The organism is Corynebacterium nasorum, from assembly GCF_030229765.1.
Classification (GTDB): Bacteria; Actinomycetota; Actinomycetes; order Mycobacteriales; family Mycobacteriaceae; genus Corynebacterium; species Corynebacterium kefirresidentii.
This window is the reverse complement of record NZ_JASPGY010000007.1, coordinates 44,098-66,601: the sequence shown is the minus strand read 5'-3', so window position 1 is coordinate 66,601 and position 22,504 is coordinate 44,098. Positions and strand designations below refer to the sequence as shown.

The 22,504-nt window shown below is 58.1% G+C and carries 19 protein-coding genes and 1 pseudogene; 4 read left to right on the top strand and 16 right to left on the bottom strand.

Annotated elements, in window-relative coordinates; genetic code table 11:
- Window positions 1–759 precede the first annotated feature (759 nt).
- The 4 genes from QP904_RS08355 to QP904_RS08340 form a co-directional block, all read right to left on the bottom strand.
- Window positions 760–819 carry a hypothetical protein gene (locus tag QP904_RS08355; RefSeq protein ID WP_234288187.1) on the bottom strand — a complete coding sequence of 20 codons (60 nt, stop codon included), beginning with the start codon at window positions 817–819 and terminating at the stop codon, window positions 760–762.
- Between the two features lie 775 nt (window positions 820–1,594).
- Window positions 1,595–1,873, bottom strand: a complete 279-nt coding sequence (rpmA, locus tag QP904_RS08350; RefSeq protein ID WP_005324079.1) for a 50S ribosomal protein L27 — start codon at window positions 1,871–1,873, stop codon at window positions 1,595–1,597.
- Window positions 1,874–1,915: 42 nt separating this feature from the next.
- Window positions 1,916–2,221, bottom strand: coding sequence for a 50S ribosomal protein L21 (rplU, locus tag QP904_RS08345; protein ID WP_005324077.1), 306 nt, complete (start codon window positions 2,219–2,221; stop codon window positions 1,916–1,918).
- A gap of 226 nt (window positions 2,222–2,447) precedes the next feature.
- Window positions 2,448–6,284, bottom strand: a complete 3,837-nt coding sequence (locus QP904_RS08340; RefSeq protein WP_284835860.1) for a translation initiation factor IF-2 N-terminal domain-containing protein — start codon at window positions 6,282–6,284, stop codon at window positions 2,448–2,450.
- A 201-nt stretch (window positions 6,285–6,485) separates the two neighbouring features.
- Between QP904_RS08340 and QP904_RS08335 the strand changes: the two genes are divergently transcribed.
- Window positions 6,486–7,253, top strand: coding sequence for a hypothetical protein (locus QP904_RS08335; RefSeq protein WP_259825384.1), 768 nt, complete (start codon window positions 6,486–6,488; stop codon window positions 7,251–7,253).
- Here the strand turns inward: QP904_RS08335 and arsB are convergent.
- Complete coding sequence (arsB, locus tag QP904_RS08330) at window positions 7,250–8,314, bottom strand: ACR3 family arsenite efflux transporter (RefSeq protein WP_259825383.1); 1,065 nt, start codon at window positions 8,312–8,314, stop codon at window positions 7,250–7,252. The genes QP904_RS08335 and arsB overlap by 4 nt on opposite strands.
- 109 nt (window positions 8,315–8,423) lie before the next feature.
- Here arsB and QP904_RS08325 point away from each other — a divergent pair, with 109 nt between their 5' ends.
- Window positions 8,424–8,774 carry an ArsR/SmtB family transcription factor gene (locus QP904_RS08325; protein WP_023020933.1) on the top strand — a complete coding sequence of 117 codons (351 nt, stop codon included), beginning with the start codon at window positions 8,424–8,426 and terminating at the stop codon, window positions 8,772–8,774.
- A 13-nt stretch (window positions 8,775–8,787) separates the two neighbouring features.
- Here the strand turns inward: QP904_RS08325 and QP904_RS08320 are convergent, their stop codons facing one another.
- The 7 genes from QP904_RS08320 to QP904_RS08290 all read right to left on the bottom strand — a co-directional run bounded on the left by QP904_RS08320 (window position 8,788) and on the right by QP904_RS08290 (window position 16,906).
- On the bottom strand, window positions 8,788–10,092 hold the full coding sequence (locus QP904_RS08320; RefSeq protein WP_284835859.1) for an exonuclease domain-containing protein: 1,305 nt from the start codon (window positions 10,090–10,092) through the stop codon (window positions 8,788–8,790).
- 161 nt (window positions 10,093–10,253) lie between these two features.
- A complete protein-coding gene (gene ndk / locus QP904_RS08315; protein WP_005324068.1) occupies window positions 10,254–10,664 on the bottom strand; it encodes a nucleoside-diphosphate kinase in 411 nt (136 codons plus the stop codon).
- 79 nt (window positions 10,665–10,743) lie between these two features.
- Entirely contained in the window at window positions 10,744–11,055 is a 312-nt protein-coding gene (locus QP904_RS08310; protein ID WP_023020931.1) for a hypothetical protein, read from the bottom strand.
- Between the two features lie 55 nt (window positions 11,056–11,110).
- A complete protein-coding gene (locus tag QP904_RS08305) occupies window positions 11,111–11,623 on the bottom strand; it encodes a DUF4233 domain-containing protein (protein ID WP_023020930.1) in 513 nt (170 codons plus the stop codon).
- Window positions 11,620–13,155, bottom strand: a complete 1,536-nt coding sequence (gene folC / locus QP904_RS08300; RefSeq protein ID WP_023020929.1) for a bifunctional tetrahydrofolate synthase/dihydrofolate synthase — start codon at window positions 13,153–13,155, stop codon at window positions 11,620–11,622. Before folC ends, QP904_RS08305 begins: the two co-directional genes overlap by 4 nt.
- Window positions 13,155–15,875: a valine--tRNA ligase gene (locus QP904_RS08295; RefSeq protein ID WP_239204999.1), complete on the bottom strand. Its 2,721-nt coding sequence runs from the start codon at window positions 15,873–15,875 to the stop codon at window positions 13,155–13,157. The genes folC and QP904_RS08295 overlap by 1 nt, the downstream gene beginning before the upstream one ends.
- Before the next feature lie 80 nt (window positions 15,876–15,955).
- Complete coding sequence (locus tag QP904_RS08290) at window positions 15,956–16,906, bottom strand: malate dehydrogenase (RefSeq protein WP_239207920.1); 951 nt, start codon at window positions 16,904–16,906, stop codon at window positions 15,956–15,958.
- 369 nt (window positions 16,907–17,275) lie between these two features.
- Here QP904_RS08290 and QP904_RS08285 point away from each other — a divergent pair, with 369 nt between their 5' ends.
- The gene (locus QP904_RS08285; RefSeq protein ID WP_239204995.1) at window positions 17,276–18,040 is read left to right on the top strand and encodes a TetR/AcrR family transcriptional regulator; all 765 of its coding nucleotides are present in this window, start codon (window positions 17,276–17,278) and stop codon (window positions 18,038–18,040) included.
- Between the two features lie 16 nt (window positions 18,041–18,056).
- Here the strand turns inward: QP904_RS08285 and clpX are convergent, their stop codons facing one another.
- Window positions 18,057–19,352, bottom strand: coding sequence for an ATP-dependent Clp protease ATP-binding subunit ClpX (clpX, locus tag QP904_RS08280; protein WP_023020925.1), 1,296 nt, complete (start codon window positions 19,350–19,352; stop codon window positions 18,057–18,059).
- 226 nt (window positions 19,353–19,578) lie between these two features.
- Here clpX and fabG point away from each other — a divergent pair.
- Window positions 19,579–20,345 (top strand): annotated as a pseudogene (gene fabG / locus QP904_RS08275) (3-oxoacyl-ACP reductase FabG).
- Between the two features lie 98 nt (window positions 20,346–20,443).
- Here the strand turns inward: fabG and QP904_RS08270 are convergent.
- From QP904_RS08270 to QP904_RS08260, 3 genes are all read right to left on the bottom strand, one after another.
- Window positions 20,444–20,698 (bottom strand): hypothetical protein, encoded by a 255-nt coding sequence (locus QP904_RS08270; protein ID WP_023020923.1) that lies wholly within the window; start codon window positions 20,696–20,698, stop codon window positions 20,444–20,446.
- Window positions 20,699–20,868: 170 nt separating this feature from the next.
- Window positions 20,869–21,159, bottom strand: a complete 291-nt coding sequence (locus tag QP904_RS08265) for a hypothetical protein (RefSeq protein ID WP_023020922.1) — start codon at window positions 21,157–21,159, stop codon at window positions 20,869–20,871.
- Window positions 21,160–21,162: 3 nt separating this feature from the next.
- The gene (locus tag QP904_RS08260; protein WP_239207921.1) at window positions 21,163–22,461 is read right to left on the bottom strand and encodes an inorganic phosphate transporter; all 1,299 of its coding nucleotides are present in this window, start codon (window positions 22,459–22,461) and stop codon (window positions 21,163–21,165) included.
- Window positions 22,462–22,504: the final 43 nt, after the last annotated feature.

Here is a 22,504-nt window from a genome sequence, read left to right as displayed (position 1 = left end):
AGCTGCTCCATACCTACCATGCACTGCACGTCATGAGCATCGCTCCCCGTTAAGATCCTACTTATATGCCAACAGCCTACACAGAAATATAAGAGTATGTTACGAGATCTAGCGGCCACATATACCGCAAGTCTCTCTTGCTAACCTCCTTCAGACCGCTACCATCTGACTCAGACGTCAAAGGGAACGAGCTACCCCAGCTACAACAACGCTGTCCTACAACAAGGTGGTGCAATAATCTTCTGAACTCAAGATAGCAATTGTTTTAGTAAACCCTTTGTTTACTTCGGAGGCACTACATAGCGTATGGTTCGCTCTACTTGAGCGCCCATTTGCAGACTGGTTATCAACACCTAGGGTGAGATCAGCTACACAAAGACCTGGTACCGCCCAGTCGGAAATCATGACCGTAGGATCGACATACCGCTTGCGGGCGCGCTTCGCGTGCCACGAGGTCGACGTTGCGCGTGATCTCGACGTAGTGCAGCAGCGACTTCTTTTTCGACTCGTATTTAGCCTGGGAAAAACAAAGGTTGATAGCTCCTTTCAGGACACACGTACGTAGCCTCATCACCGGGATAGCAACTACGCAACCACCCGCACATCTGCTGCGGCGAGTACCTATCTTTCACCATCGCCCAGACCGTCTCACGCAAACGTGGATTGGCATCAATCCTGCGCTTCCGGCGTAAACGTACTCGACGCCGATTTACGGTGCGCATATGTGGGAAGATACACCCCAAACTCGTCCCGGTTACGCTAAAGCTTCTTGCTGATAGTGCTAGCAGAGTGCTGAAAACGCCGAGCTGTCTCACACACGCTTTTACCCTGCCGGTCAAGATCAAAGATGAGCTCACGCTTTCTACCGATAGATAACGCGAAGAAATATGCCTATCAATTCGCTCTTGTGGAATAGCCAGGCCTGGGGCTGCTTGGCGGCCAACGACATACGGGATTACCTACATAAGCTTGTTATACAGCGCCAAATCCGGGCCAGCCGGGACAAAAGCACATGCCCAGTGGAAATTTTAATAACGCCTGGTCCATATCAGCAACATCACGCGGATGAATTCCACAAGCTAAAGCTACATCTTTGAGACCTACACATTCACACAGTTGCATATAACCACACCGGCGCGTAGTTACACATCTTCGCGAGCATGCGCATTGCGCTTCCACAACCCAAGCTCATTACCAGTCCGATAAACCGGACTAGAGCTTATGGAAAGCGGGCGCACAAAATGCATCGGTTCCACACCTTCAAGCCGCAATCAGGCTATCGCCTGACTGTCACACAGCTAGTACGCCTGCGATGATTGCGCGGCAAGTCCAACTCACCAGCAGGCCGATAAGCAACAGACTTTGCTAAACCATCCACACCAGCAGCCACTCAGAATGAACCACCAACCTGATCAACGCTGCAAACGGCGACATAATAGGAGAAACTGGACCCAATTCGACTCCACACAATAACCCCACCGACAACAGGTGTTCCCCGAGAAGCAGAATCCGAGAGCCCTTTTACAACAGAAAATCCCCAAGCCCTTCACACTGCTGTGGGACGGACTCGAGGATTAGCCTAATCGGACTGAAGTTAAGCAGTCGCTTCTGCAGCAACCTCTTCAGCCGGGACGATGTTGACCATACGACGGCCACGCTTGATACCGAACTCAACGGAGCCAGCTGCAAGCGCGAACAGGGTATCGTCGCCGCCGCGGCCTACGTTCTCACCTGGGTGGAACTTGGTACCGCGCTGACGCACGATGATCTCGCCGGCATTAACCTGCTGACCACCGAAGCGCTTGACGCCGAGACGCTTAGACTCGGAATCGCGACCGTTGCTGGAGCTGGAAGCACCCTTCTTGTGTGCCATGTGGTTTTCCCTCCTTCAGGGATAATTACAGCCGGTTAAGGCTTACTTGATACCGGTGATCTTCAAGGTGGTCACAGGCTGACGGTGGCCCTGACGCTTCTTGTAACCAGTCTTGTTCTTGTACTTCAGGATATCGACCTTCGGGCCCTTACCCTGCTCAACGATTTCTGCGGAAACAGAAACCTTCTCCAAGTCGGAAGCCTTGGACTTAACATCGGCGCCATCGACGAGCAGAACCGGGGTGAGAGCTACGGCAGAGCCTGGCTCACCCTCGATCTTCTCGACCTTGACGAGGTCACCTTCAGCAACCTTGTACTGCTTGCCGCCGGTCTTGACGATCGCGTACATAGAGGGTTACCCCTTATCTAAACTCGCTCGGAAGCAACCGGGGAGGCCGCGTTCCGAATGGACACTTACATATTGCGTTTAGTTCTCGCGCGAACATGCCCGTACAACTCACTGAGTGAGTGTCGGACTGATCCAGCGCTGTGAGTACTAAACAGCGACTGTCAAAGACTACCCTGTAGCGGGCACAAAATACAAACCACGCTTTTCGTGCCCGCGTGGCGTAGCCCTAAGACTTGCTTCGCCGTGCTACGCGGCGCCGCCCGCGCCCAGATTTAGCTGAGGCTTTTTCTGGGTGGACTCCGCTCGCCGCAGACTGCTTCTGGGCACCGTTATCCTGTGCCTTTGGGGCCCTCGCTCTTGCCGACGTCCCCTTTTTGCGCACCGCCCTCTTCTTGCCACGGCGCAAGACCTTGGAATCGCTCGAGCCCGCCCGGTTCCCAGAACCGGTGCGCTCCGGCGAGCCTTCCTGTCGCGTCGAACGGCCCGACTCGGCCTTCGTTGCCTTCGGGTTCTCTGCTACGGCTTTCTTAGGGGCAGCCTGACGCACGGCACGGCGACGCCCCCGCCCCTTGCCGCCGGGGCGCCCAGCGCGCGTAGTGCCTACGGCCTTTTCATGTCGCTGCTCGGCCGAGCCGCCCGCCTGCTCGTGCTCCTGCGTCTTCTCCTTTACCTCGTGTGGCAGGCGCGAGGAAACACGGCTTTGGGCTTGTTGAGTGCGCACCGTGCGACGGCGACCACGCCGGCGGCCCTTTCGCTCCCCGCGCGAGTCCTTCTGCCCCTGTTGTGCTGCGGCCTCGCTTGCGTTACCGCCATCGGATGCGGGTACCGCGTGATCGGCCTTGGGTACGGCAGACTCCTGTTCACCGGCAACTGCGAATTCCTGCGGCTGTGGACGCCTATCAGAACGCGAATTGCCGCGTGTGCGGCGCTTGCGGCGCGGGGAAGCTTCAAACTCAGCTACGGCTTCCTCATAGGTCTTGCCTGCTGCAGACTCCGGGGCTTTCTGCTCGCTGCCTGCGCCAGCGCGTGTGGCCTTAGCGCGGCGCGTCGCCCGGCGCGGCTTCTTGCCACGTTTGGAGCCCGCCCCAGCATCTGGGTGGGCCTTAGCGATGGCACCCGAGTCCGCGTCCGTATCCGCATCGGGGACGTAGGAATTAAATTCCTGTACCTCGTCGCTTTCCGCAGCATTATCCGCCGCAGCGTATGCGATGGCCTCGATATCGGATACTTCAGTCTGGGTGTGCTTGCGAGCCCGACGGCGGCCACGGCCGCGTCCGCGCTCCTTAGCGCTGTCTCGGTCTCCGCTGTGCGTGTTCTGATCAGCGTGCGGCTCGTCCGCACTGCGCTCATCCACAACGACGTTAGCTACGAGATCCTCCAGCGACGTCTTTGCGGATTCCCGTGCGGCGTCTTCGCTCTCGGTGCCGTAGACCGGCGCCTGCGTTTTCTTAAAGCGCTTGGGCTTGGAATCGCTTTCAGGGGCGTCATCAAGCTCGTGCTTATGCATCGCCACCGCAGCCGGGTGCTGCTGCGGATCATGAGTCTGCTTTTTGTGCGACTTGGACTTGCGCCCAGAGTGCTTCGCGCGCGAATCGTCCTCAGCCTCGTCCACTGGGTACTGGTGAATGATGATCCCGCGGCCATGGCAGCACTCGCACTCGGTAGAGAAGGTCTCCACCAGCCCGGTGCCAAGGCGCTTACGGGTCATTTGCACCAAGCCCAGAGAGGTAACCTCAGAAACCTGGTGGCGGGTGCGGTCGCGGCCCAAGGCCTCCTTCAAGCGGCGCAGGACCAAGTCCTGGTTTTCTGGCAAGACCATATCAATAAAGTCCACCACAATCATGCCGCCCAAATCACGCAGGCGCATCTGGCGCACGATTTCTTCGGCCGCTTCGAGGTTATTGCGGGTTACCGTTTCTTCTAGGTTGCCGCCAGAACCGGTGAACTTGCCGGTATTTACGTCGATGACGGTCATGGCTTCGGTGCGGTCAATCACCAGCGTGCCGCCGGATGGCAGCCATACCTTGCGCGAGAGGGCCTTATGCAGCTGCTCGTCAATGCGGTGGACCTCAAAGGCATCCTGCCCGCCGTGGTCCTTAGCGCGGAAGCGCACCACGCGATCCGCAAGGTCAGGCGCCATGGAATCGACGTAGGCGCGGACGGTATTGAACGAACGCTTGCCATCGACGACGAGCTCGGTGAAGTCCTCGTTGAAGAGATCGCGCACCACTTTGATGAGCATGTTCGGCTCTTCGTACATGGTCACCGGCTTAGCGCCCTTGGAAGACTTTTCCTTCTTGGCGTGGGCGATGATGTCCTCCCACCGGCTGTGCAGGCGATTGACGTCGGTAGCGATCGCCTCTTCCGAGACATTTTCGGCAGCGGTGCGGATAATCGCTCCCCCATCGCCCGGCACCACGCGGCCCAGGATATCCTTCAAGCGCTTGCGCTCCGGGGCGGGCAACTTGCGGGAAATGCCCGCGCTGCGGCCGCCTGGCACATAGACCAGGTAGCGGCCGGCAAGGGAAATCTGGGTGGTCAGACGCGCGCCCTTATGACCAATTGGATCCTTGGCCACCTGAACCAATACCTGATCGCCGGACTTCAGGGCGTTTTCTACCTTGCGGGCGCGCCCATGCAGCTTGGTCTTGCGCCAATCGATTTCACCGGCGTAGAGCACGCCATTTCGGCCCTGTCCGATATCTACGAAGGCCGCCTCCATCGACGGCAGGACGTTTTGGACGCGTCCTAGGTAAATATTGCCAATCAGCGAAGCCTGGGACTCGGTGGTAACGAAGTGCTCGACCAGCAGGTCATCTTCTAGCACGCCCACCTGCGTGATGATTCCGGCACCATCCTCGCGCTCCTTATCGCGCACCACCATGGTGCGCTCCACGGCTTCGCGGCGGGCAAGAAACTCTGCCTGGGAAACAATGTGCTGGCGGGTGCGGCCCTTTGCGCGCAGTTCCGCGCGGCGGCGCTTTTGGGCCTCGATGCGCGTGGAGCCACGGATGGCCTTCGGCTCGTCAATGTATTCGGGCTCGGTAGCCTGATCCTCACGGTTCGAGCTAGCGCCGCGTCCGCGGGAGGCGCCGCGGCGACCTCGACGACGAGCCTCGGATTTACCAGAACCACGGCCGGAGCCCGGCTGCTCACTCACTTCCTCGGCAACATCGTCGCTTTCGGAGTCATCGCCGAAGAAATCTTCCTCCGCAGCGTCTGCAACTAGTGCGAAGGCCGCTGCATCATCTTGCTGTGGGGCCATAAAGATCGGCGCAAAGTCATAGTGCCCGGATTCTTCCTCAGATTCAGCGCGCGGGACAATGTGCGGGGCGTAGTAGTCATCCTCGAAATCCTCGCCGGCCTCCGCAAGCGCTTCGTGCAGCTTCGCCGCATCAACTGTGCCGTTATCGAGTGCACTCGCCGGCGCTTCTTCCACCTCATCCGCGGATTCCGCCGCTGCGGCGTCTTCGGCAGCTGAGTCGGTATCGGCTGCGGCCTTGGCGAGTGACTCTTCTACCTTGTCTTCGATTTGGGAGATCTCATTATCCACGTTCTTGCGCACGCGGTGGCGCAAGCGTTCTTCGTCTTCCGCGGGCTGCACCCCCGCTGCGTCGGTCTCGGCCGAGTCTTCGGACACTGGGGCTGCGGATTTGCGAGTGGCCTTGCGTGCGCGCTTGGCGCGCTTCTTCGCCGGCTTCTTCTCGGGTTGCTTGCCTGAATTATCTTCCTGCGGTACAGCAGCATTGTCTGCGGACTCCGTGTCCGGTGCGGCGGTGGAGGCTTCGCTGGTATCGCCAGAGGGGGCATCGCCAAGCGCCGCGGCTTGAGCCACAGCATCGAGCACCTGGCCTGCTTCCTCACGGGTGAGGGAGCTTTGCGCGCTCTTTTTTAGCCCCATCTCTTTCAGCTGCGCCACCAGATCGCGCGAGGCAAGCCCCAGCTGCTTGGCAAGGGCATAAACGCGGACCTTGTCTTTGAGCTGGCCACGGTCCAAGTTCTGGGCCAAAGACGCCGCCGCCTTGAGGTTTTCAGTTGTTTCTTGAGAGTTCTGTGCCACCATGTTCGGGCTTACTCCTGTACTTCGTCTGTTTCAGGCGCTACCTCGGGCGCAGGCACAGCATGGACTGTACCGCCGCCGCGCGAGGCATTTAGCGCGCTATAAAAGTTTGTGGGTATTAAGTTATTACGCGTCTCGTACGCGCTCATTACCATTGTGTCACAGAAACGCAGCCAGGCTGGCAGGCGGTGTTATGTTGACAGGGTGGCAGAACTAGCACGAATCCCCGCCCGCGAGCTGGCGCAGTATCGGCAGCGCAATGAAATCCCTGTACGCTCGGCGCTTTACTTCGGCGTACCGGCCGGCTTTGCCATTGGATTCGCCAACACCGGTGTGGATTATATGCTGGTAGGAGCCGGTATTTTTGCCATCTTTGCGGTGCTGGGGTTAGTGCACCTCATCCGCAACTACCCACGCGGCATCAACGCCGCGCGGGAGGAGTATCGCGAGGGCGACTATCCCACCATTGCCTATATCGCCCCGCTTATCCCCATCGCCGCGCCGCTGGCCATGGCGCCACTGAGTGCAGCCGGGCTGGTGCCGGAGGTAGAACTTGCCCCGCCCATTGCCGGTGTCCTGTCAGGGGCGTGGTGGGCGTGCGGCTTGCCTTTGGGGCTGTGGGCAATGTTTTCTCAATCCTTTCGGATTGGCCGGCGGCGCATTAACAAGATCCTGGAAAAGGATCCGCTTGAAGGAGTAACCGAGGCTCGCCTAGAGCTTGCCGACGCCCACGTGGACACCCTCACCGCCCTCATAGCCGCCGGCGCGGTGCAAGGAAATACAGTCTCCGCTAGGGCCCTGTCCAAATTCATGCAGGTCGATCTCGACCTAGTGTGTGAGCATCTTGATGAATTGGCACAGGCGAGCCTAGTAAAACTTGACCGCATCGCCTTGCGCTCTGCACCAAGGGACTGGAAAAACACCGTCACGCCGACCGGGATTCGTTGCCTCTACCAATTGGGCAAGCGTTAACGCGGCAAGCTTGTATCTCCCGGAAATAGCTTCGGCCCTATCCAGAGCATAACGTACACGAGTCCCACGAGCACGGGAATCTCAATGAGAGGTCCGATGGTGCCGGCTAGAGCCTGTGCAGACGCGGCTCCAAAAGTGCCAATGGAAACCGCGATGGCTAGTTCGAAGTTATTGCCTGCTGCAGTAAAGGCCACGGAAGCAGATTGCGCATAATTCATCCCCACGGCCTTTGCTACGCCCAGAGCTAGGAAGAACATTCCAACGAAGTAAATGACCAACGGAATCGCAACCTTGATCACCGCCGTGGGCTGCGCTACCAACTGTTCTCCCTGCAGGGAGAACAGCAACACAATGGTATAAAGCAGACCAATCATCGCCAGGGGAGATACTGCCGGAAGGAAGCGGTTTTCAAACCATTCGCGGCCTTTGGCTTTCTCACCCCAGACCCGTGAGAGGACACCAAGCAGCAGTGGCACTCCCAAAAATACGAGAACCGCCGTGACGATGGACCAGAAAGAAAAATCAGCAGAGGTGGTATCCAGGCCTAGCCAACCAGGAAGAACCTGCAGGTAAAACCAGCCCATAACGCCAAACATAGCTACTTGGAAAACGGAATTAATAGCCACGAGAACAGCGGTGGCCTCTCGGTCGGCGCAGGAAAGATCGGACCAGACTAGGACCATAGCGATACAGCGTGCCAATCCGACGATAATCAAGCCGGTTCGCAGCTCGGGCTGGTCGGCAAGAAATATCCACGCCAGGGTGAACATCAATGCAGGCCCCACCAGCCAGTTCAACACAATCGATACCACCATCAACCGGCCGTCGGCAGCAATGTCTCGGGTCTTTTCGTAGCGGACCTTAGCCAGGGGCGGATACATCATGACTAGCAGACCCAGTGCGATGGGAAGAGAAATACCGCCCACCTCTAGGGCAGATAGTGCTTCTCCAATACCTGGCAGGAAGTGTCCGATCAATAGCCCCGCGGCCATGGCCATGATGATCCAGACGGGCAGGAATCTATCGAGAAATGACAATTTTGGGCGTTGCGGAATGGCCATAGCTCTCCTTGCGCGACGAGGAATTCACATTTCAAGGCAGTACTTTAATCACCCATATTGATACTCGTCAATATAACGGAGTGGGAAGCAGCCTCTTTATACTGTGTGCATGGACTCCTCCCCTAGCAATGCCGATAACACCCCCGACGGGCAGTGCTGCTCCCTGAGCAGTGGCCCGCTCAGCCAGAGCGATTCCTTGCGCTTTTCCCAGCAATTTAAAGTACTTGCTGACCCAGCCCGGCTTCGCCTGCTGTCCATATTGTGTGATGAGGGCTGCGGCCCGATGAGTGTTACGCAGTTGACCGAGCTCTCCGGGCTTAGCCAACCGACGGTATCTCATCACCTCGGCAAGTTGAGGGAATCCGGCCTTTTAATCAAGCAGCAATCGGGCCGTACCGTTACCCATCGAGTGCAAAAGGAAGCCTTCAGCACGCTGCGCCAATTACTCTCCTTCGATTAGGAGAGCTCCAGTCCTAGTCTGCGAAGTGAATGACCTCACGGGCGACGTCTTCCGCAACGATGGGAATGCCATACTGCTTCGCTTTCTTGGCTTTGCCCGATTGCGAGTCCGGGTCACCGGCGATGAGCACCTTGGTCTTTTTGGCTAGGCCGCCAATCTCCACGCCGTGCGCGGCAAAATACTCTTCCCATTCCGCAGTCGAGTAGGCCTTAGCTCCGGTAATGGTTACTCGCTCGCCAGCGCTCACCACAATGCCGCCCATGCTGGCGAGTCCGCCAATACTGCCGGCCTTTTCAGAACCTTGCGGCGCCTGTTCACTAGGGGCACCATGCCGACCTTCTGCCTGTGGAGCGGTGTCGGGGTCTACGGCAGCCTCGATATCAGAAGCCGGGATCCCCAAGGCGCGGCCGACAGAAGCCAGGATGTCGCGTTCCTCAGCCGTGACAACACCATCAGCCCAGGCTTCTTCAATCAGCAGCGTGATATAGGCTTCATGCAGCTCGCGCAGACCATGTTCATCGAGCCCATGTGCTTGAGCAAAGGCCAGCAATTGGGTTTGCTCGGTGGCGGAGAGGCGGCGGTCGAGCAAGGCGGCATCGAGAAGCTTGAAATAGTCTTCCGCAGCCGTATTCGATGGCGTCTCACGTTGTGCGACGAGCCCGGCGAACCAGCCGCCGTACTGTGCCGCTTGCTTGGCGGATTCCGCAGCTGCGCGGCTGAGAAGTGCCGGCTCCACCCAACCCGGGTGGGGTGCCAGGCTGCGATACAGCTGTTGCTCAGCCAAGCGCTCACTCATATAGTTCTCTTGGGCTGCCGGGGTATTGGCCAGGAAATGCTGGAATAGTTGCGCCGTGGCCATCGCATCCGCCAATGCGGAGTGTGCCAACTCATTATGAATTCCCAGATGGGCGCAGCAATCCCCCAGCTTCACCTTGGGAAGACCAAGATACCTGCGTGCCAATACGGCCGTATCGATCGCCGGCAACGCCTCTTCAGAACAGGCGCGACAAGCCAGCAGCTCGGACTGAATAAAGGTCCGATCGAATCCCGCATTGTGAGCAACGAATATGCGGTCTTCGAGAGAATTAGCCAGCTTGTCCGCTACTTGCGCAAAGGTGGGCGCGCCTAGAACATCAGAGGCGGAAATGCCATGAATTTCCGTGGCCGCGATATGGCGTTGCGGGTTAATGAGCGTTTCCCAGGAATCCTGCACTGCTCCTTCCGGCGATAGCTCCACGACGCCAATTTCAACGATGCGGTGCCCGTGCTTATAGGAAAATCCGGTGGTCTCAATGTCTACGACCGCGTAGCCGCGCATATGCGCCTCCCTACGTCTTGTTGAAAATAGTTCTTAGCCGCACCAGTGTAGGCGTGTTGTGCTCCTGCTCGCTGCCCATATAACGAGGGACCAGGTGACGCTATGAATAAAGCCCGAGCCGGTGGCTCGGGCTTAAGTGCGTACGAAACGCTATAAAGGCTTTAAAGGTTCGGGAACCAGATAGCGATTTCGCGCTCTGCGGACTCTGGGGAGTCAGAGCCGTGCACGATGTTCTCGCCAACGGTCAGAGCGAAGTCGCCGCGGATGGTGCCCGGGGTGGCCTTGGAAACTGGGTCGGTGCCACCGGCCAGCTGACGCCATGCCTCGATGGCACGCTCGCCCTCGACAACACCAGCGATAAGCGGTGCGGAGGTGATGAACTCGACGAGGTCACCGAAGAATGGCTTATCCTTGTGCTCCTCGTAGTGCTTCTCCGCGGTCTCGCGGTCAGCAACGCGCAGATCGAGTTCGGCCAGCTTCAGGCCCTTGCGCTCGATTCGGGAGATGATTTCGCCTACGTGGCCGTTCTTTACGCCGTCCGGCTTGATGAGAATCAGTGTACGTTCAGTCATGCCCCACACTGTACCGAAACCACCCGACTGCGTCGCGCGCTGGGGTATTCCTTTGGGGTAAAAGTGTGGGGGTCCAGGGCTATGCGAGTTGTTTAACTATCTCTTCGGCGCGCCCCTGCGAAGTCCCCCTGAACCACAGGCGTACCTGGCCTACTGCGGCGCCAAACTGTCCATTAGCCAACAGGCGTTGCAGCTCCGCTCGCTGTTCCTTATCCAAATCCTCGAAGGTGGCTTCTTTGGCCGGTTCGAAGTTGCTCCGCAGGGCCAAAACCAGAAAAACGCCGCCAATAATGAGGGCGACTAGCGGTAGCCACGGCGTTCCCGTAGCGGCACGGGCTACCACCGCGGCAACACAAGCGAGTGCGGCAAGGACGAGATAGAGAGTGCGCATGGCCGCCAGTCTATCGCGTCTTGGCCACTCGCCGAAGGCCGTCAAGGCTACCGTGCTATTTCTCGTTGAGGTGCTGCGTGGTGAGGTAGCCACGCTTCATGCGGGCGATGAGGTTACTGCGCAGGTAAACGGCCAGGAGCCACTCCAAGCCGAAGATGATGAAGATGGCGGCTACGGCCCAGTGGACCATAAAGCCCAAGATGACGCACAGCAGCTGCACCCACACGATGACGGTTAGCGCCCACTTCTTATTCATGAACGCGATCATCACTAGGTGAAAGACAATGGCGGCAAGGACAAAGCAATAGTTAAAAGGCGTCCACAGGGTGCCGTCATACAGCTTGTACAGCATCGGCAGTGCGAAGGATAGGGCGAGCGCCTCCATGGTCAGGGAGCTGGCAATGACCATCCCGTTGAAGCTTTTAAGTGGGTCCTTGACTGGGGCTTGGCCCATGCCTAGGGGTCCGATCTCGCTTTCAGGGATATGTTCCTCGCGGCCGCGGGCACGGCTGCTGCGGGGCGGGCGGGGTTGGCGCTCTCCGCCTGGGTGGTGATTGTCGCGGCTCATGCAGGTTCCTTTCCAAACATCGCGCGGGCATCACCAGCGGTGACGACCGAGCCGGTGATGATGATGCCGGAGCCGGACTGGACCTCGGCGTCTTCGGCAAGTTCAACGGCCTGGGCATAAGCGCCGGGAAGATCCTCGGCAACGTGGACGCGCTCTTCGCCGTATATATCGCGGGCGGTCTCTGCCAAGTCGTAGGCATCGAGGGCGCGCGGCGAGGAATTTTGGGTGATGACAACCTCAGTCAGATACGGCTCCAACGCGGTGAGAATGCCGGTTGCGTCCTTATCCGCAAAGATGGACAACACACCGATGAGACGGGCGAAGTCGAAATCGCGGTCCAACGCTGCGCCTAAAGCCTTGGCACCGTGGGGGTTATGCGCGGCATCAATAAACGTCGTGGGCGAGGTACGTACGCGCTCGAGGCGGCCGGGCGAAATGGCCTGGGCGAAGCCATTACGCACGGTAGCAACGTCCAATGGGTGGCCGGCCGAAGCACCAAAGAAGGCCTCTACTGCTGCAAGGGCCACGGCAGCGTTCTTGGCTTGGTGCTCGCCATGGAGGGGAAGGAAAATGTCCTCATACAGGCCGCCGAGGCCTTGGATATTCACCTGCTGGCCGCCAACGGCAATGCGGGATTCGAGGGCCGCAAATTCGGAACCGGAGCGGGCCACGCCCGCCTCGACATCGACGGCCTGCTGCAAGATGACGCGCATGGCTTCTGGGTCCTGCTCCGCGATAACCACAATATTTTCATTCGGGGTCAACGGATCATCGGCATCCTCGCGCGGCTTAATAATGCCAGCTTTTTCACCTGCGATTTCGGTGATCGTATCGCCCAAATAATCCGTATGGTCCATGCCCACTGGGGTGATGACGGAGACGTCTGCAGTGACCACATTGGTGGCGTCCCAACGTCCGCCGAGTCCGACTTCGACGACAGCGACATCTACGGGGGCGTCGGCAAACGCAGCATAGGACAGGCCGACAAGGACCTCGAACTTAGACATAGGCACGTCCGATTGGGCATCGACCATTTCCACAAACGGCTTGATCTCGTGCCAAATACGCACATAATCGCGCGGGTGAATGGGCTGGCCATCGATGCCGATGCGCTCAGTAACGCGCTGCAGGTGTGGGCTAGTTACCAAGCCCACTCGGCGGTGGAAGGCACGCAGGAGCGAATCAACCATGCGTGCGGTAGAGGACTTACCATTGGTGCCAGCGATGTGGATGACATCAAAAGAACGCTCCGGGTGACCGAGCAGATCCATAAGCAGCTCGATGCGATCGAGGGAAGGCTCAATCTTGGTTTCGGGCCACCGCTCATTGAGTTCTTCTTCAACCTCCGCGAGGGCGCGTAGCTCCGCGGCGGAAACCTCCTGTGGGGCGGCCTCGTTGTACTCATCCTCGCCGCCCATGCCCAGATTGAGCGTCAGGCCGGACTCGGTGATTTCCACCGGACCGCCGTCGGTTCCTTCTTTGAGGGCATCGACGATCTCAAAATCCTCTGTGCCCTTGTCCTTTTCCGCCACTACTTCAGGCCTTCCAAACGGCTGGTAATGCGTTCAACCTCTTCGCGAGCGATCTGCTGGCGCTGCTTAATTTTATTAACCACTTCTTCCGGCGCCTTGGACAGGAAGTTCTCATTGCCAAGCTTCTTGCCGGTTTGCTCCAATTCCTTATTGGCTTTGGCCAAGTCCTTCTCTAGGCGCTTGCGCTCAGCCTCCACGTCTACAGCGCCGTGGGTATCTAGGGTGACCTCCACGGTGGCCTGGGAAAGGCGTACCTCAATGGAGGCGGAAGGATCGAAGTCTTCGGCCGGAGCGGTGGTATTAGCCAGGTTGCGCACCAGCTCTTCCTGGTTCGACAAGTCAGCAGCGGCAAAGTCGAGGCGGCCCGGGACCTTCTGAGAAGGCTTGACACCCTGGTCAGAGCGGAAGCGGCGCAGCTCGGTAATGAGCTTATCCGCGTCTGCAATGCGACGGGCGGCCACCTCATCCTTGGTAGCGCCACCATTGGTATCGGCAACGGTGGGCCACGGTGCCACGACGATAGACTCGCCGCCGGTCAAAGCCTTCCAAAGCACCTCGGTCACGAAAGGCATGGTTGGGTGCAGCAGGCGCAGGACAACGTCTAGGACGCGTCCCAGGACAATCTGGGTATTGCGGCCCTGTTCACTGACACCATCCCGCGGGATCTGGGTCTTTGCAATCTCCAGGTACCAGTCACACAGCTCGTCCCAAGTGAAGTGGTAGAGCAGCTCGTTTGCCTTAGCGAACTGGTAATCATCCAGGTATGCATCCACCTTGGCGCGGACCTCTTCGGCGCGGTCGAGGATCCACCGGTCGGCGTCGCTAAGCTCGTCGCGGTTGGGCAACGTTGCTACGCCGGCGCCATTCATGAGGGCAAACTTGGTGGCGTTGAAAAGCTTGGTGGCGAAGTTACGGGCGGCCGCTGCAGCATCAGAGCCCAAAGGCAGGTCCACACCCGGGTTGGCACCGCGAGCAAGGGTAAAGCGCAGGGCGTCTGCGCCGTAGTCACGCACCCAATCCATCGGGTCAATGCCGTTGCCCAAAGACTTAGACATCTTGCGGCCCTGCTCATCGCGAACCAAGCCGTGCAGGTAAAGATCCTTAAATGGAACCTGCGGTCGACCATCGGTGCCCTCCCCCAAAAGCTCTGGGGTATGAGCGCCAGCGAAAGTACCGAACATCATCATGCGGGCTACCCAGAAGAACAAAATGTCATAGGCGGTGACCAGCACGTTGGTAGGATAGAACTTCTCCAGATCCGGGGTCTTTTCCGGCCAGCCGAGGGTGGAAAATGGCCACAGCGCGGAGGAGAACCACGTATCCAGCACATCAGGATCCTGCTCGTAGCCTGCTGGGGGCTCTTCATCGGGGCCGACGCAGACGATGTCTCGCTGGCCATCTTCGCCTTCCGGCCCGTACCAAATAGGAATGCGGTGACCCCACCACAGCTGCCGAGAGATGCACCAATCGTGCATATCATCGACCCACTCAAAGTAGCGCGGCTCCAGCGACTGCGGATGTAAGGTGGTATCTCCCTCGCGCACAGCAGCACCAGAGTCCTTGGCCATCTTTGATACGTCTACGAACCACTGCAGGGACAGGCGCGGCTCGATGGGTTCCCCAGAGCGCTCGGAGTGTCCCACGGAGTGAACATAAGGACGGATTTCCTTGACAATACGGCCCTGCTCACGCAGCGCCTCGCGGATTTCCACACGGGCTTCTTCGCGGGTCAGGCCGTCGAAGCGGGTGCCAGTATTGGCAATGTGGCCAGTGGTATCCATGACGGTAGGCATGTCCAAGTTGTGGCGGGTGCCCATCGCGTAGTCATTCGGATCGTGTGCCGGGGTGATTTTCACCGCGCCGGTACCAAACTCCATATCGACGTAATCGTCAGCGATGATCTTGAGCTTGAGGTCATCGCGGAATGGGTGCGGCAGCTCCTTGCCCACAAGATCAGCATAGCGCTCATCGTCTGGGTGAACGGCAATGGCAACGTCACCCAGCATGGTCTCTACACGGGTGGTGGCCACGATGAGGTGCGGTTCATCATCATTAAGCGAGCCATAGCGAATGGAAACCAGCTCGCCCTCGACGTCCTTGTAGACAACCTCGATATCAGAGACGGCGGTCTCCAGCACCGGCGACCAGTTGACCAGACGGTTAGCCTGGTAAATCATGCCCTCATCATAAAGGTTCTTAAAAATGGTCTGCACAGCGCGCGAGAGGCCATCGTCCAAGGTGAAACGCTCGCGAGACCAATCTACGGAGTCACCAATGGCACGCATCTGGTTCTGGATGGTGCCACCGTACTGTTCTTTCCACTCCCAGACCTTGTCAATGAACTCTTCGCGCTCGTAGTCCCAGCGCTTTTTGCCCTCGGTTTCCTTGAGCTTGGCCTCGACCTTGGTCTGGGTAGCAATGCCGGCGTGATCGGCGCCTGGCAACCACAGCGTGGCATAGCCCTGCATACGCTTGCGTCGGATAATGGAATCAATCAGCGTGTGGTCCAAAGCGTGGCCCATATGCAGCTGACCGGTCACATTCGGCGGCGGCAGCACGATCGAGTAAGGCTCGGCCTCCGAATGTGCATCCGGGGTGAAGTAGCCCTTTTCTACCCAGCCCTCATAGAGGTCCTTTTCTACGGCCTGCGGCTCCCAAGACTTAGGCAGCGCATCAGCGCGGTTGGTACCAACTAATTGCTCATTATTTTGCTCAGTCACCTGGCCGATTCTACCTTGCACGTCAACCGGCTCATCTAGGCAGGGTGCGCACCGAGCATGTGGTGCGCACCGAGTGGGTTTTAGAGCAGGTCTGCTACGGCTTCGCGCTCCTCACGCAGCTCAGCCACAGACGCTGCAATGCGCTCCTTTTGGAACTCGCTGAGCTCCAGGCCCTGCACGATTTCCCACTTTCCATCACGGCAGATGGTGGGGAATCCACAGATAAGGCCCTTGTCGACGCCGTAGGAACCGTCCGAGGGCACCGCCGCGGTGCGCCAATCCTCAGTGCCATGAATCCAGTCATGCATGTGGTCCACAGCTGCCGACGCCGCCGATGCGGCCGAGGAGCTGCCACGCACCTCAATAATCTCGGCACCGCGCTTCGCTACCTTGGGGATCATCTCTTCGCGGTACCAATCCTGGTCCACCTCGGCATTGGAAAAGGTGATGTCCGGGAACTGGCTTGCAGAGTGATTGCCCCAGACTGCCACCTTGGTGAAATCATTGGTGGACTTGCTGCTTTTCAGCGCTAGCTGGCTCAAGGTGCGGTTGTGGTCCAAGCGCATCAGAGCATTGAACTGAGAATCGTCCACATCCGGGGCATTTTTCGCAGCGATGAGAGCATTGGTATTTGCTGGGTTGCCCACCACAAGCACGCGGACATCGCGCGCGGCATAGTCATTGATGGCCTTGCCTTGCTTGGTGAAGATGGCACCATTGGCTTCCAGCAGATCCGCACGCTCCATACCCTTGCTGCGCGGGCGCGCGCCTACGAGGAAGGCAGCAGAGGTGTTTTCAAAGGCCTCCTTTAGGTCATCAGTTACCGTAATCGAGTTGACCAACGGCAGGGCGGAGTCATTGAGCTCCATGGCCACGCCCTGAGCCTTGCCCACCGCGGCGGGGATTTCCAGCAGCGCCAGATCTACCGGGGTGTCCTTGCCATAAACATCGCCGGCAGCGATGCGCCACAGCAGCGAATAAGCGATATTGCCAGCGGCACCGGTGACAGTGATTTTGACGGGCTGAGTCATGGTTAAAAGCCTCCTCAATGGCTGCGTCAAGGGCGGCACACGCGAGCCAGGCTGCTCGCACCGCCACGGAATGTACCCATCCCCGAGCTTAGCCCCACCGCCGCCTCTCGCGCTGTGAATCTGGCCCCCTCTTTTGGAGGGGATATTCGCTGAGGTTGCGCTAAATTACCCCCATTTACCTCCAAATTAACGCCCCCAATGGGTAAGAAGCTCCCGCAACGGGTGTCTAATCGGGCATGATGGGAAAAGGAAAAGCGGGGCTCTCCCCCACGCCACGCACACAGATTGCATGGGGCCTATCTACTCCCGCACTATTAGATATCAGTTGACCGCGCCACCGCTGCGCCGCAAGGATTAAGGACTTACGCCATGAGCACTGAGAATACTGATGCACTGCAGGATGCAGGCCAGGCGGATTCTCCTCACGCTGCCCACGCGGAATCCGTCAGCATTGACTCCGTGGTGGACGTAGCGATCAAGCACTTTTCCCGCAGTGGTTTCGCAGAAACCAAGCTGGAGACCATCGCCCAAGAATCGGGCATGTCCAAGCGCATGATCCACTACCACTTTGGCGATAAAAAGGGCTTGTACCTACGTGCACTCAGCACGGCCGCGCAGCGCCTTAATCCGCCGCAGGACGCTCTGGAAATCGATACCGCGGTTCCGGTCGAGGGCGTGCGCAAGTTGGTGGATTGGCTCTTCCGCGAACGCGTGGCCAACCCGGATGCTATTCGCATGCTGGTATGGGAGAGCAATCAGCAGATTGTGGATCCAGCTCAGCAAGCTATTGCCGACGTCGCCGGAGTCGCCCTCCACCTCGACCGCCTGCTGCTCTTGGGCCAAGACGCCGGTGCTTTCCGCCCAGGTATTTCCGCCAATGACATTTTCACCCTGATTTCCTCGTTGACCGTCTACCGCGTAACCAACCAGGTGATGGTGGAAAACATGCTGGGCGTGAACTTCAATACCCAAGAAAATATCGATGGTATGCATAGGCTTACCGTCGATGCTGTGCTGGCGTTTTTGACCGCCAATATTCCGGACTCGGGCCACGAGTCCTACCTCACCTCATCCTCGTTCGATACGAAAGAGGGAGACGAGGCCTCACCACAGGATATTTACAGCGAGGAGTAGTCGCGCCGGCAGGCGCTTAGGCAGATTCCTTCGCCTCGTCCTTATAGCTAAACTGCGGCTCCGCGCCCTCTGTCACGCACTCTGGGGTGATATGTACCGCGGCGATATCCTCGCGGTCCGGCAGATCATACATAACTGGCACCAGCAGCTCTTCCATGATGGCGCGCAGGCCACGTGCACCTGTCTTACGCTCCAAGGCAAGCTCTGCGATGGCATCCAACGCCGCCGGCTCGAATTCCAATTCGCAGTCATCCATCTCAAATAGGCGACTGTACTGCTTGACCAAGGAGTTCTTTGGCTCGGTAAGCACTTTGACCAAGGATTCACGGTCCAAGTTATCCACCGTGGCCACGACGGGCAGGCGCCCGATGAATTCTGGAATCAGGCCAAACTTCACAAGGTCCTCAGGGCGTACCTGGGAAAAGAGGTCGACCTTTTCGCGCTCATCCTTGGTATCCAAGTTGGCGCCAAAGCCCACGCCCTTTTTGCCCACTCGATCCGCAATAACCTGGTCGAGCCCAGCGAATGCGCCGGCAACGATGAACAAGATATTCGAGGTGTCTAGCTGGATGAACTCCTGATTCGGGTGCTTGCGCCCACCCTGCGGTGGAATGGCCGCCACGGTACCTTCCAGGATCTTCAGCAAGGCCTGCTGAACACCCTCACCGGAGACATCGCGGGTGATGGACGGATTCTCGGACTTGCGGGAAATCTTGTCCACTTCGTCGACGTAAATGATGCCGCGCTGGGCACGCTCCACATCAAAGTCTGCGGCTTGCAGCAGCTTTAACAGGATATTTTCCACGTCTTCACCCACGTAGCCGGCCTCGGTGAGGCTAGTGGCATCGGCGATGGCAAAGGGGACGTCGAGAAGCCGGGCCAAGGTCTGTGCCAAGTAGGTCTTTCCGGAACCAGTAGGTCCCAACATCAAGATATTGGACTTAGAGATCTCCACCTCATCGCCCTCGGCCTTTTTGCGCCGTGCTTCCAACGCGGCAGACTCTTCCGCCTTGATGCGCTTGTAGTGGTTGTAGACCGCCACAGATAGCACGCGCTTGGCTTTGTCTTGGCCAATGACGTATTTATCCAGGAAGGCAGAAATCTGCGAGGGCCGAGGCAGGCGCACCTCCGCGTCGGAGGATTCCTGCGCCTGTTCTTGGCCCAGTTCCTCTTCGATGATTTCATTGCATAGCTCGATGCACTCGTCACAGATGTAGACACCGCCGCCGGCGATGAGTTTTTTCACCTGTTTCTGACTCTTGCCACAAAAGGAGCACTTGAGCAGGTCAGCGCTTTCTTGCATACGTGCCATTAAGTTCTTTCACACTCGCTTTTCGTACCGCTATCCACAAATGGAAGGATGATTCTACCCTTCCGAGCGGCTTAATCTTCATCTATTTCTACCTTAGTAAATCAACCCGACAGGCCCTTCATTCATTCCCTTCCGCGTGGCGAATTTCCCCGACTTTCCTTGCTCCTGCGACCTAAGCTAAAAGGTGAAACGACCTTCATTCCGCCCCGTTAGGAACAGGAGAATTATGTTCGATCTCACAGACCACGTAGCCGTTGTCACCGGCGGTGCTTCCGGCATTGGCCGCGGCATTGCCGCTTCACTTAGCGAGGCCGGCGCCTCTGTCATCATTGCCGATGTCAATCTAGAGCACGCCACCGCTACCGCAAAAGAGCTAGGTGCCAGTGCGATTCATGTGGATGTCACCGACCGTACTTCTGTACAGGAAATGTACCGCCATGTTGTTGCCACGCATGGCGGGTTCGACATCGTCTGTTCCAATGCCGGCGTCTTTCCCAATTGCCCATTAGCAGAAATGACCGATGAGCAGTGGGAGGCCATGTTTGCCATCAATACCCACGGCACCTTTAAGGTGGTCCAGGAAGCACTCCCCTACCTCCAGGAACGCCGCTATGGACGCATCGTAATTACCACGTCCATCACCGGCTCGCACACGGGCTTTCCTGGCTGGGCCCACTACGGCGCCTCAAATCCACCCAACAAGGATTTATGCGCTCAGCTGCGCTCGAAGTCGCTCGCGATGGCATCACCATCAACAGTGTTCTTCCCGGCAATATCCTCACTGACGGTCTCAAGGCCCAAGGCCAAGAGTATCTCGATCAGATGACGCGATCGGTGCCATTGCATCGTCTCGGCACTCCACGCGATATCGGCAATGCGGCGGCTTTCCTTGCCTCAGAAGAGGCAGGCTTTATTACCGGCCAGACCCTAATTATTGATGGCGGCCAACTCCTGCCCGAAACCCCGGAGGCCATCTTGCCGCCGCGCGATTAGCCGCGCTTACCGAAGTCCACCGAGTCCGGCAAAGCACGAGGCCCCTTGCTGCACAGTATGCGGCAAGGGGCCTCGTGGGGATTTCATTCAGTAGCTGCTTACTGCAGCCAGTCGAAGTCGAGCAGGAAGAGTTCTGCGTCGAGCATCTCAACTTCATCCGGTGCATGACCGGTGACGGCTTCTAGCGCTTCTGCTACGTCTTTAGTCGTAGCAGGAGTCTTATCAGCGTCAAGCAGGGTTTCTGCCACCAAAGCACGGACCGGAGCTTCCGAAATGGTGTCCAGGCCGGTACCAGTGGTGGAGCCCTTGAACGCATCAGCAATGCCGTCCATCAAAGAACGCATCTTGTTCATTTCTCACACCTCCATGTGGCTTTCTCTCTGTCTGATACAGAAGAATATACGTGACACAGCCCCGTTAGGCAACCCATAGGTCGCTTAAAGTTAACCTTTTGTTAACTTTCGGAGAATGTGCCACGCATCACTTGGAAGGTTGACTTCCCCCTCAGGAAGGGAGGAATAACTTAGAGGTCACCGAACGGCGCGAAGCCGAAGTAATGGTCCAGCGTATCGCGAGCAATCCACATGATGGCCACGAGGATAACTACGGCTAGCACTGCGTAAACGGTCCAACCAAGCACCTTCATCTGAGTGCTTGCCGGAGTATCCCCTACGACAACACCGTTGTCATCACGAATGGGGTCACCGGTCATACAACGCATACCCAGGGAGAAAAGGAGCGGAATGCCAGCGCCAAATACCAATGCCAGGCCGGCAACATGGAGAAGAGACTGGAAGATTTCTGCAGCAGTCATGGTTTAGCGCTCCTCTTGAGCAGTAGACGGCGCGGAGGTGTCCTCCGCCTGGGTTGCAGCAACTGGGGCGGCGCCGGCAGCAACCGGCTCCTGACGGTTGGACTCAGCTCCCATCGAGGAATCCACGGACTCGGAGTTTGGATCCCAATCGTTGTTCACGTTGGAGGCATCCACTGGGTTCATGCGGGAGCGGATGACGATAAGTCCGGCCATGGCCAGCAGCAAGACAAAGTCAACGATGGCGCCAGTTGCCACGTTAGTAAAGGAGGAGACACCGTGTGCCAACCACCACGTAGCAAAGCCAACAAACGCAGCGCAGGGCAGGGTGATAAGCCACGCGGAAACCATACGCATCGCAACACCCCAGCGAACCTCGGCACCGCGACGTCCCAGGCCGGTACCCAAGATGGAACCGGTGGACACGTGAGTGGTGGACAGCGCCATACCACCGGTAGCGGAGGTCAAAATGATTGCCGCGGAGGTAGCTTCAGCGGCCATACCCTGCGGGGACTCAATCTCCACCAGTCCCTTACCCAGGGTGCGGATAACGCGCCAGCCACCGGACATGGTGCCGGCTGCGATTGCTACGGCACAGCAGACGATAACCCAGGTAGGGATGCGGGAGTCAGCAACCGCATGCCCGGAAGCAACCAGCGCCAGGAAGATAACGCCCATGGTCTTCTGCGCATCGCCAGCACCGTGTGCCAGCGACACCAAGCAAGCGGTGACAATCTGGCCATGGCGGAAGTGCTCGTTCTTAGCCTTATTCGGAATGGTGTTGGTAACCCAGTAGATAAGGAAGGTGGCACACGCGGAAACTAGGGCCGCAATAATCGGCGAGGCAACGGCCGGGATAACGATCTTGCCAGCGATAGAAGACCACTCAACGCCAGCCGTACCCATGGCGGCGAAGGCGGCACCAATAAGGCCGCCAAACAGCGCGTGGGAAGAACTCGATGGCATGCCCAGCAACCAAGTAAAAAGGTTCCAAATAATGCCGCCGATAAGGCCAGTAAAGACCACCATCAGCAGCGCCTGGCCGTCAGTGTCTGCTGCGGCGCCGGACAAATCATATGAATCGAGGTTAACAATGCCTTTCGCTACGGTCGCAGCAACATTGACCGAAAGGAAGGCACCAACCAGGTTAAGGACTGCGGAGATTGCCACCGCAGTAAATGGCTTCAAAGCACCGGTGGCAATGGACGTAGCCATCGCGTTGGCAGTGTCATGAAATCCGTTCGTAAAGTCAAAGGCAAGGGCGGTAACCACCACAATGCCGAGGATGATCAGAGTCGCTGTCACAGCGTTGGCCCCTTGGAAAGAAAAAGATGAACACGGTACGTAT

What these genes read in the sequence shown, in the direction of transcription:
- rpmA (WP_005324079.1), bottom strand. Translation starts at nt 1,873, where the DNA reads ATGGCACACAAGAAGGGTGCTTCCAGCTCCAGCAACGGTCGCGATTCC.
- rplU (WP_005324077.1), bottom strand. Translation starts at nt 2,221, where the DNA reads ATGTACGCGATCGTCAAGACCGGCGGCAAGCAGTACAAGGTTGCTGAA.
- QP904_RS08340 (WP_284835860.1), bottom strand. Translation starts at nt 6,284, where the DNA reads ATGGTGGCACAGAACTCTCAAGAAACAACTGAAAACCTCAAGGCGGCG.
- arsB (WP_259825383.1), bottom strand. Translation starts at nt 8,314, where the DNA reads ATGGCCATTCCGCAACGCCCAAAATTGTCATTTCTCGATAGATTCCTG.
- QP904_RS08325 (WP_023020933.1), top strand. Translation starts at nt 8,424, where the DNA reads ATGGACTCCTCCCCTAGCAATGCCGATAACACCCCCGACGGGCAGTGC.
- QP904_RS08320 (WP_284835859.1), bottom strand. Translation starts at nt 10,092, where the DNA reads ATGCGCGGCTACGCGGTCGTAGACATTGAGACCACCGGATTTTCCTAT.
- ndk (WP_005324068.1), bottom strand. Translation starts at nt 10,664, where the DNA reads ATGACTGAACGTACACTGATTCTCATCAAGCCGGACGGCGTAAAGAAC.
- QP904_RS08310 (WP_023020931.1), bottom strand. Translation starts at nt 11,055, where the DNA reads ATGCGCACTCTCTATCTCGTCCTTGCCGCACTCGCTTGTGTTGCCGCG.
- QP904_RS08305 (WP_023020930.1), bottom strand. Translation starts at nt 11,623, where the DNA reads ATGAGCCGCGACAATCACCACCCAGGCGGAGAGCGCCAACCCCGCCCG.
- QP904_RS08290 (WP_239207920.1), bottom strand. Translation starts at nt 16,906, where the DNA reads ATGACTCAGCCCGTCAAAATCACTGTCACCGGTGCCGCTGGCAATATC.
- QP904_RS08285 (WP_239204995.1), top strand. Translation starts at nt 17,276, where the DNA reads ATGAGCACTGAGAATACTGATGCACTGCAGGATGCAGGCCAGGCGGAT.
- clpX (WP_023020925.1), bottom strand. Translation starts at nt 19,352, where the DNA reads ATGGCACGTATGCAAGAAAGCGCTGACCTGCTCAAGTGCTCCTTTTGT.
- QP904_RS08270 (WP_023020923.1), bottom strand. Translation starts at nt 20,698, where the DNA reads ATGAACAAGATGCGTTCTTTGATGGACGGCATTGCTGATGCGTTCAAG.
- QP904_RS08265 (WP_023020922.1), bottom strand. Translation starts at nt 21,159, where the DNA reads ATGACTGCTGCAGAAATCTTCCAGTCTCTTCTCCATGTTGCCGGCCTG.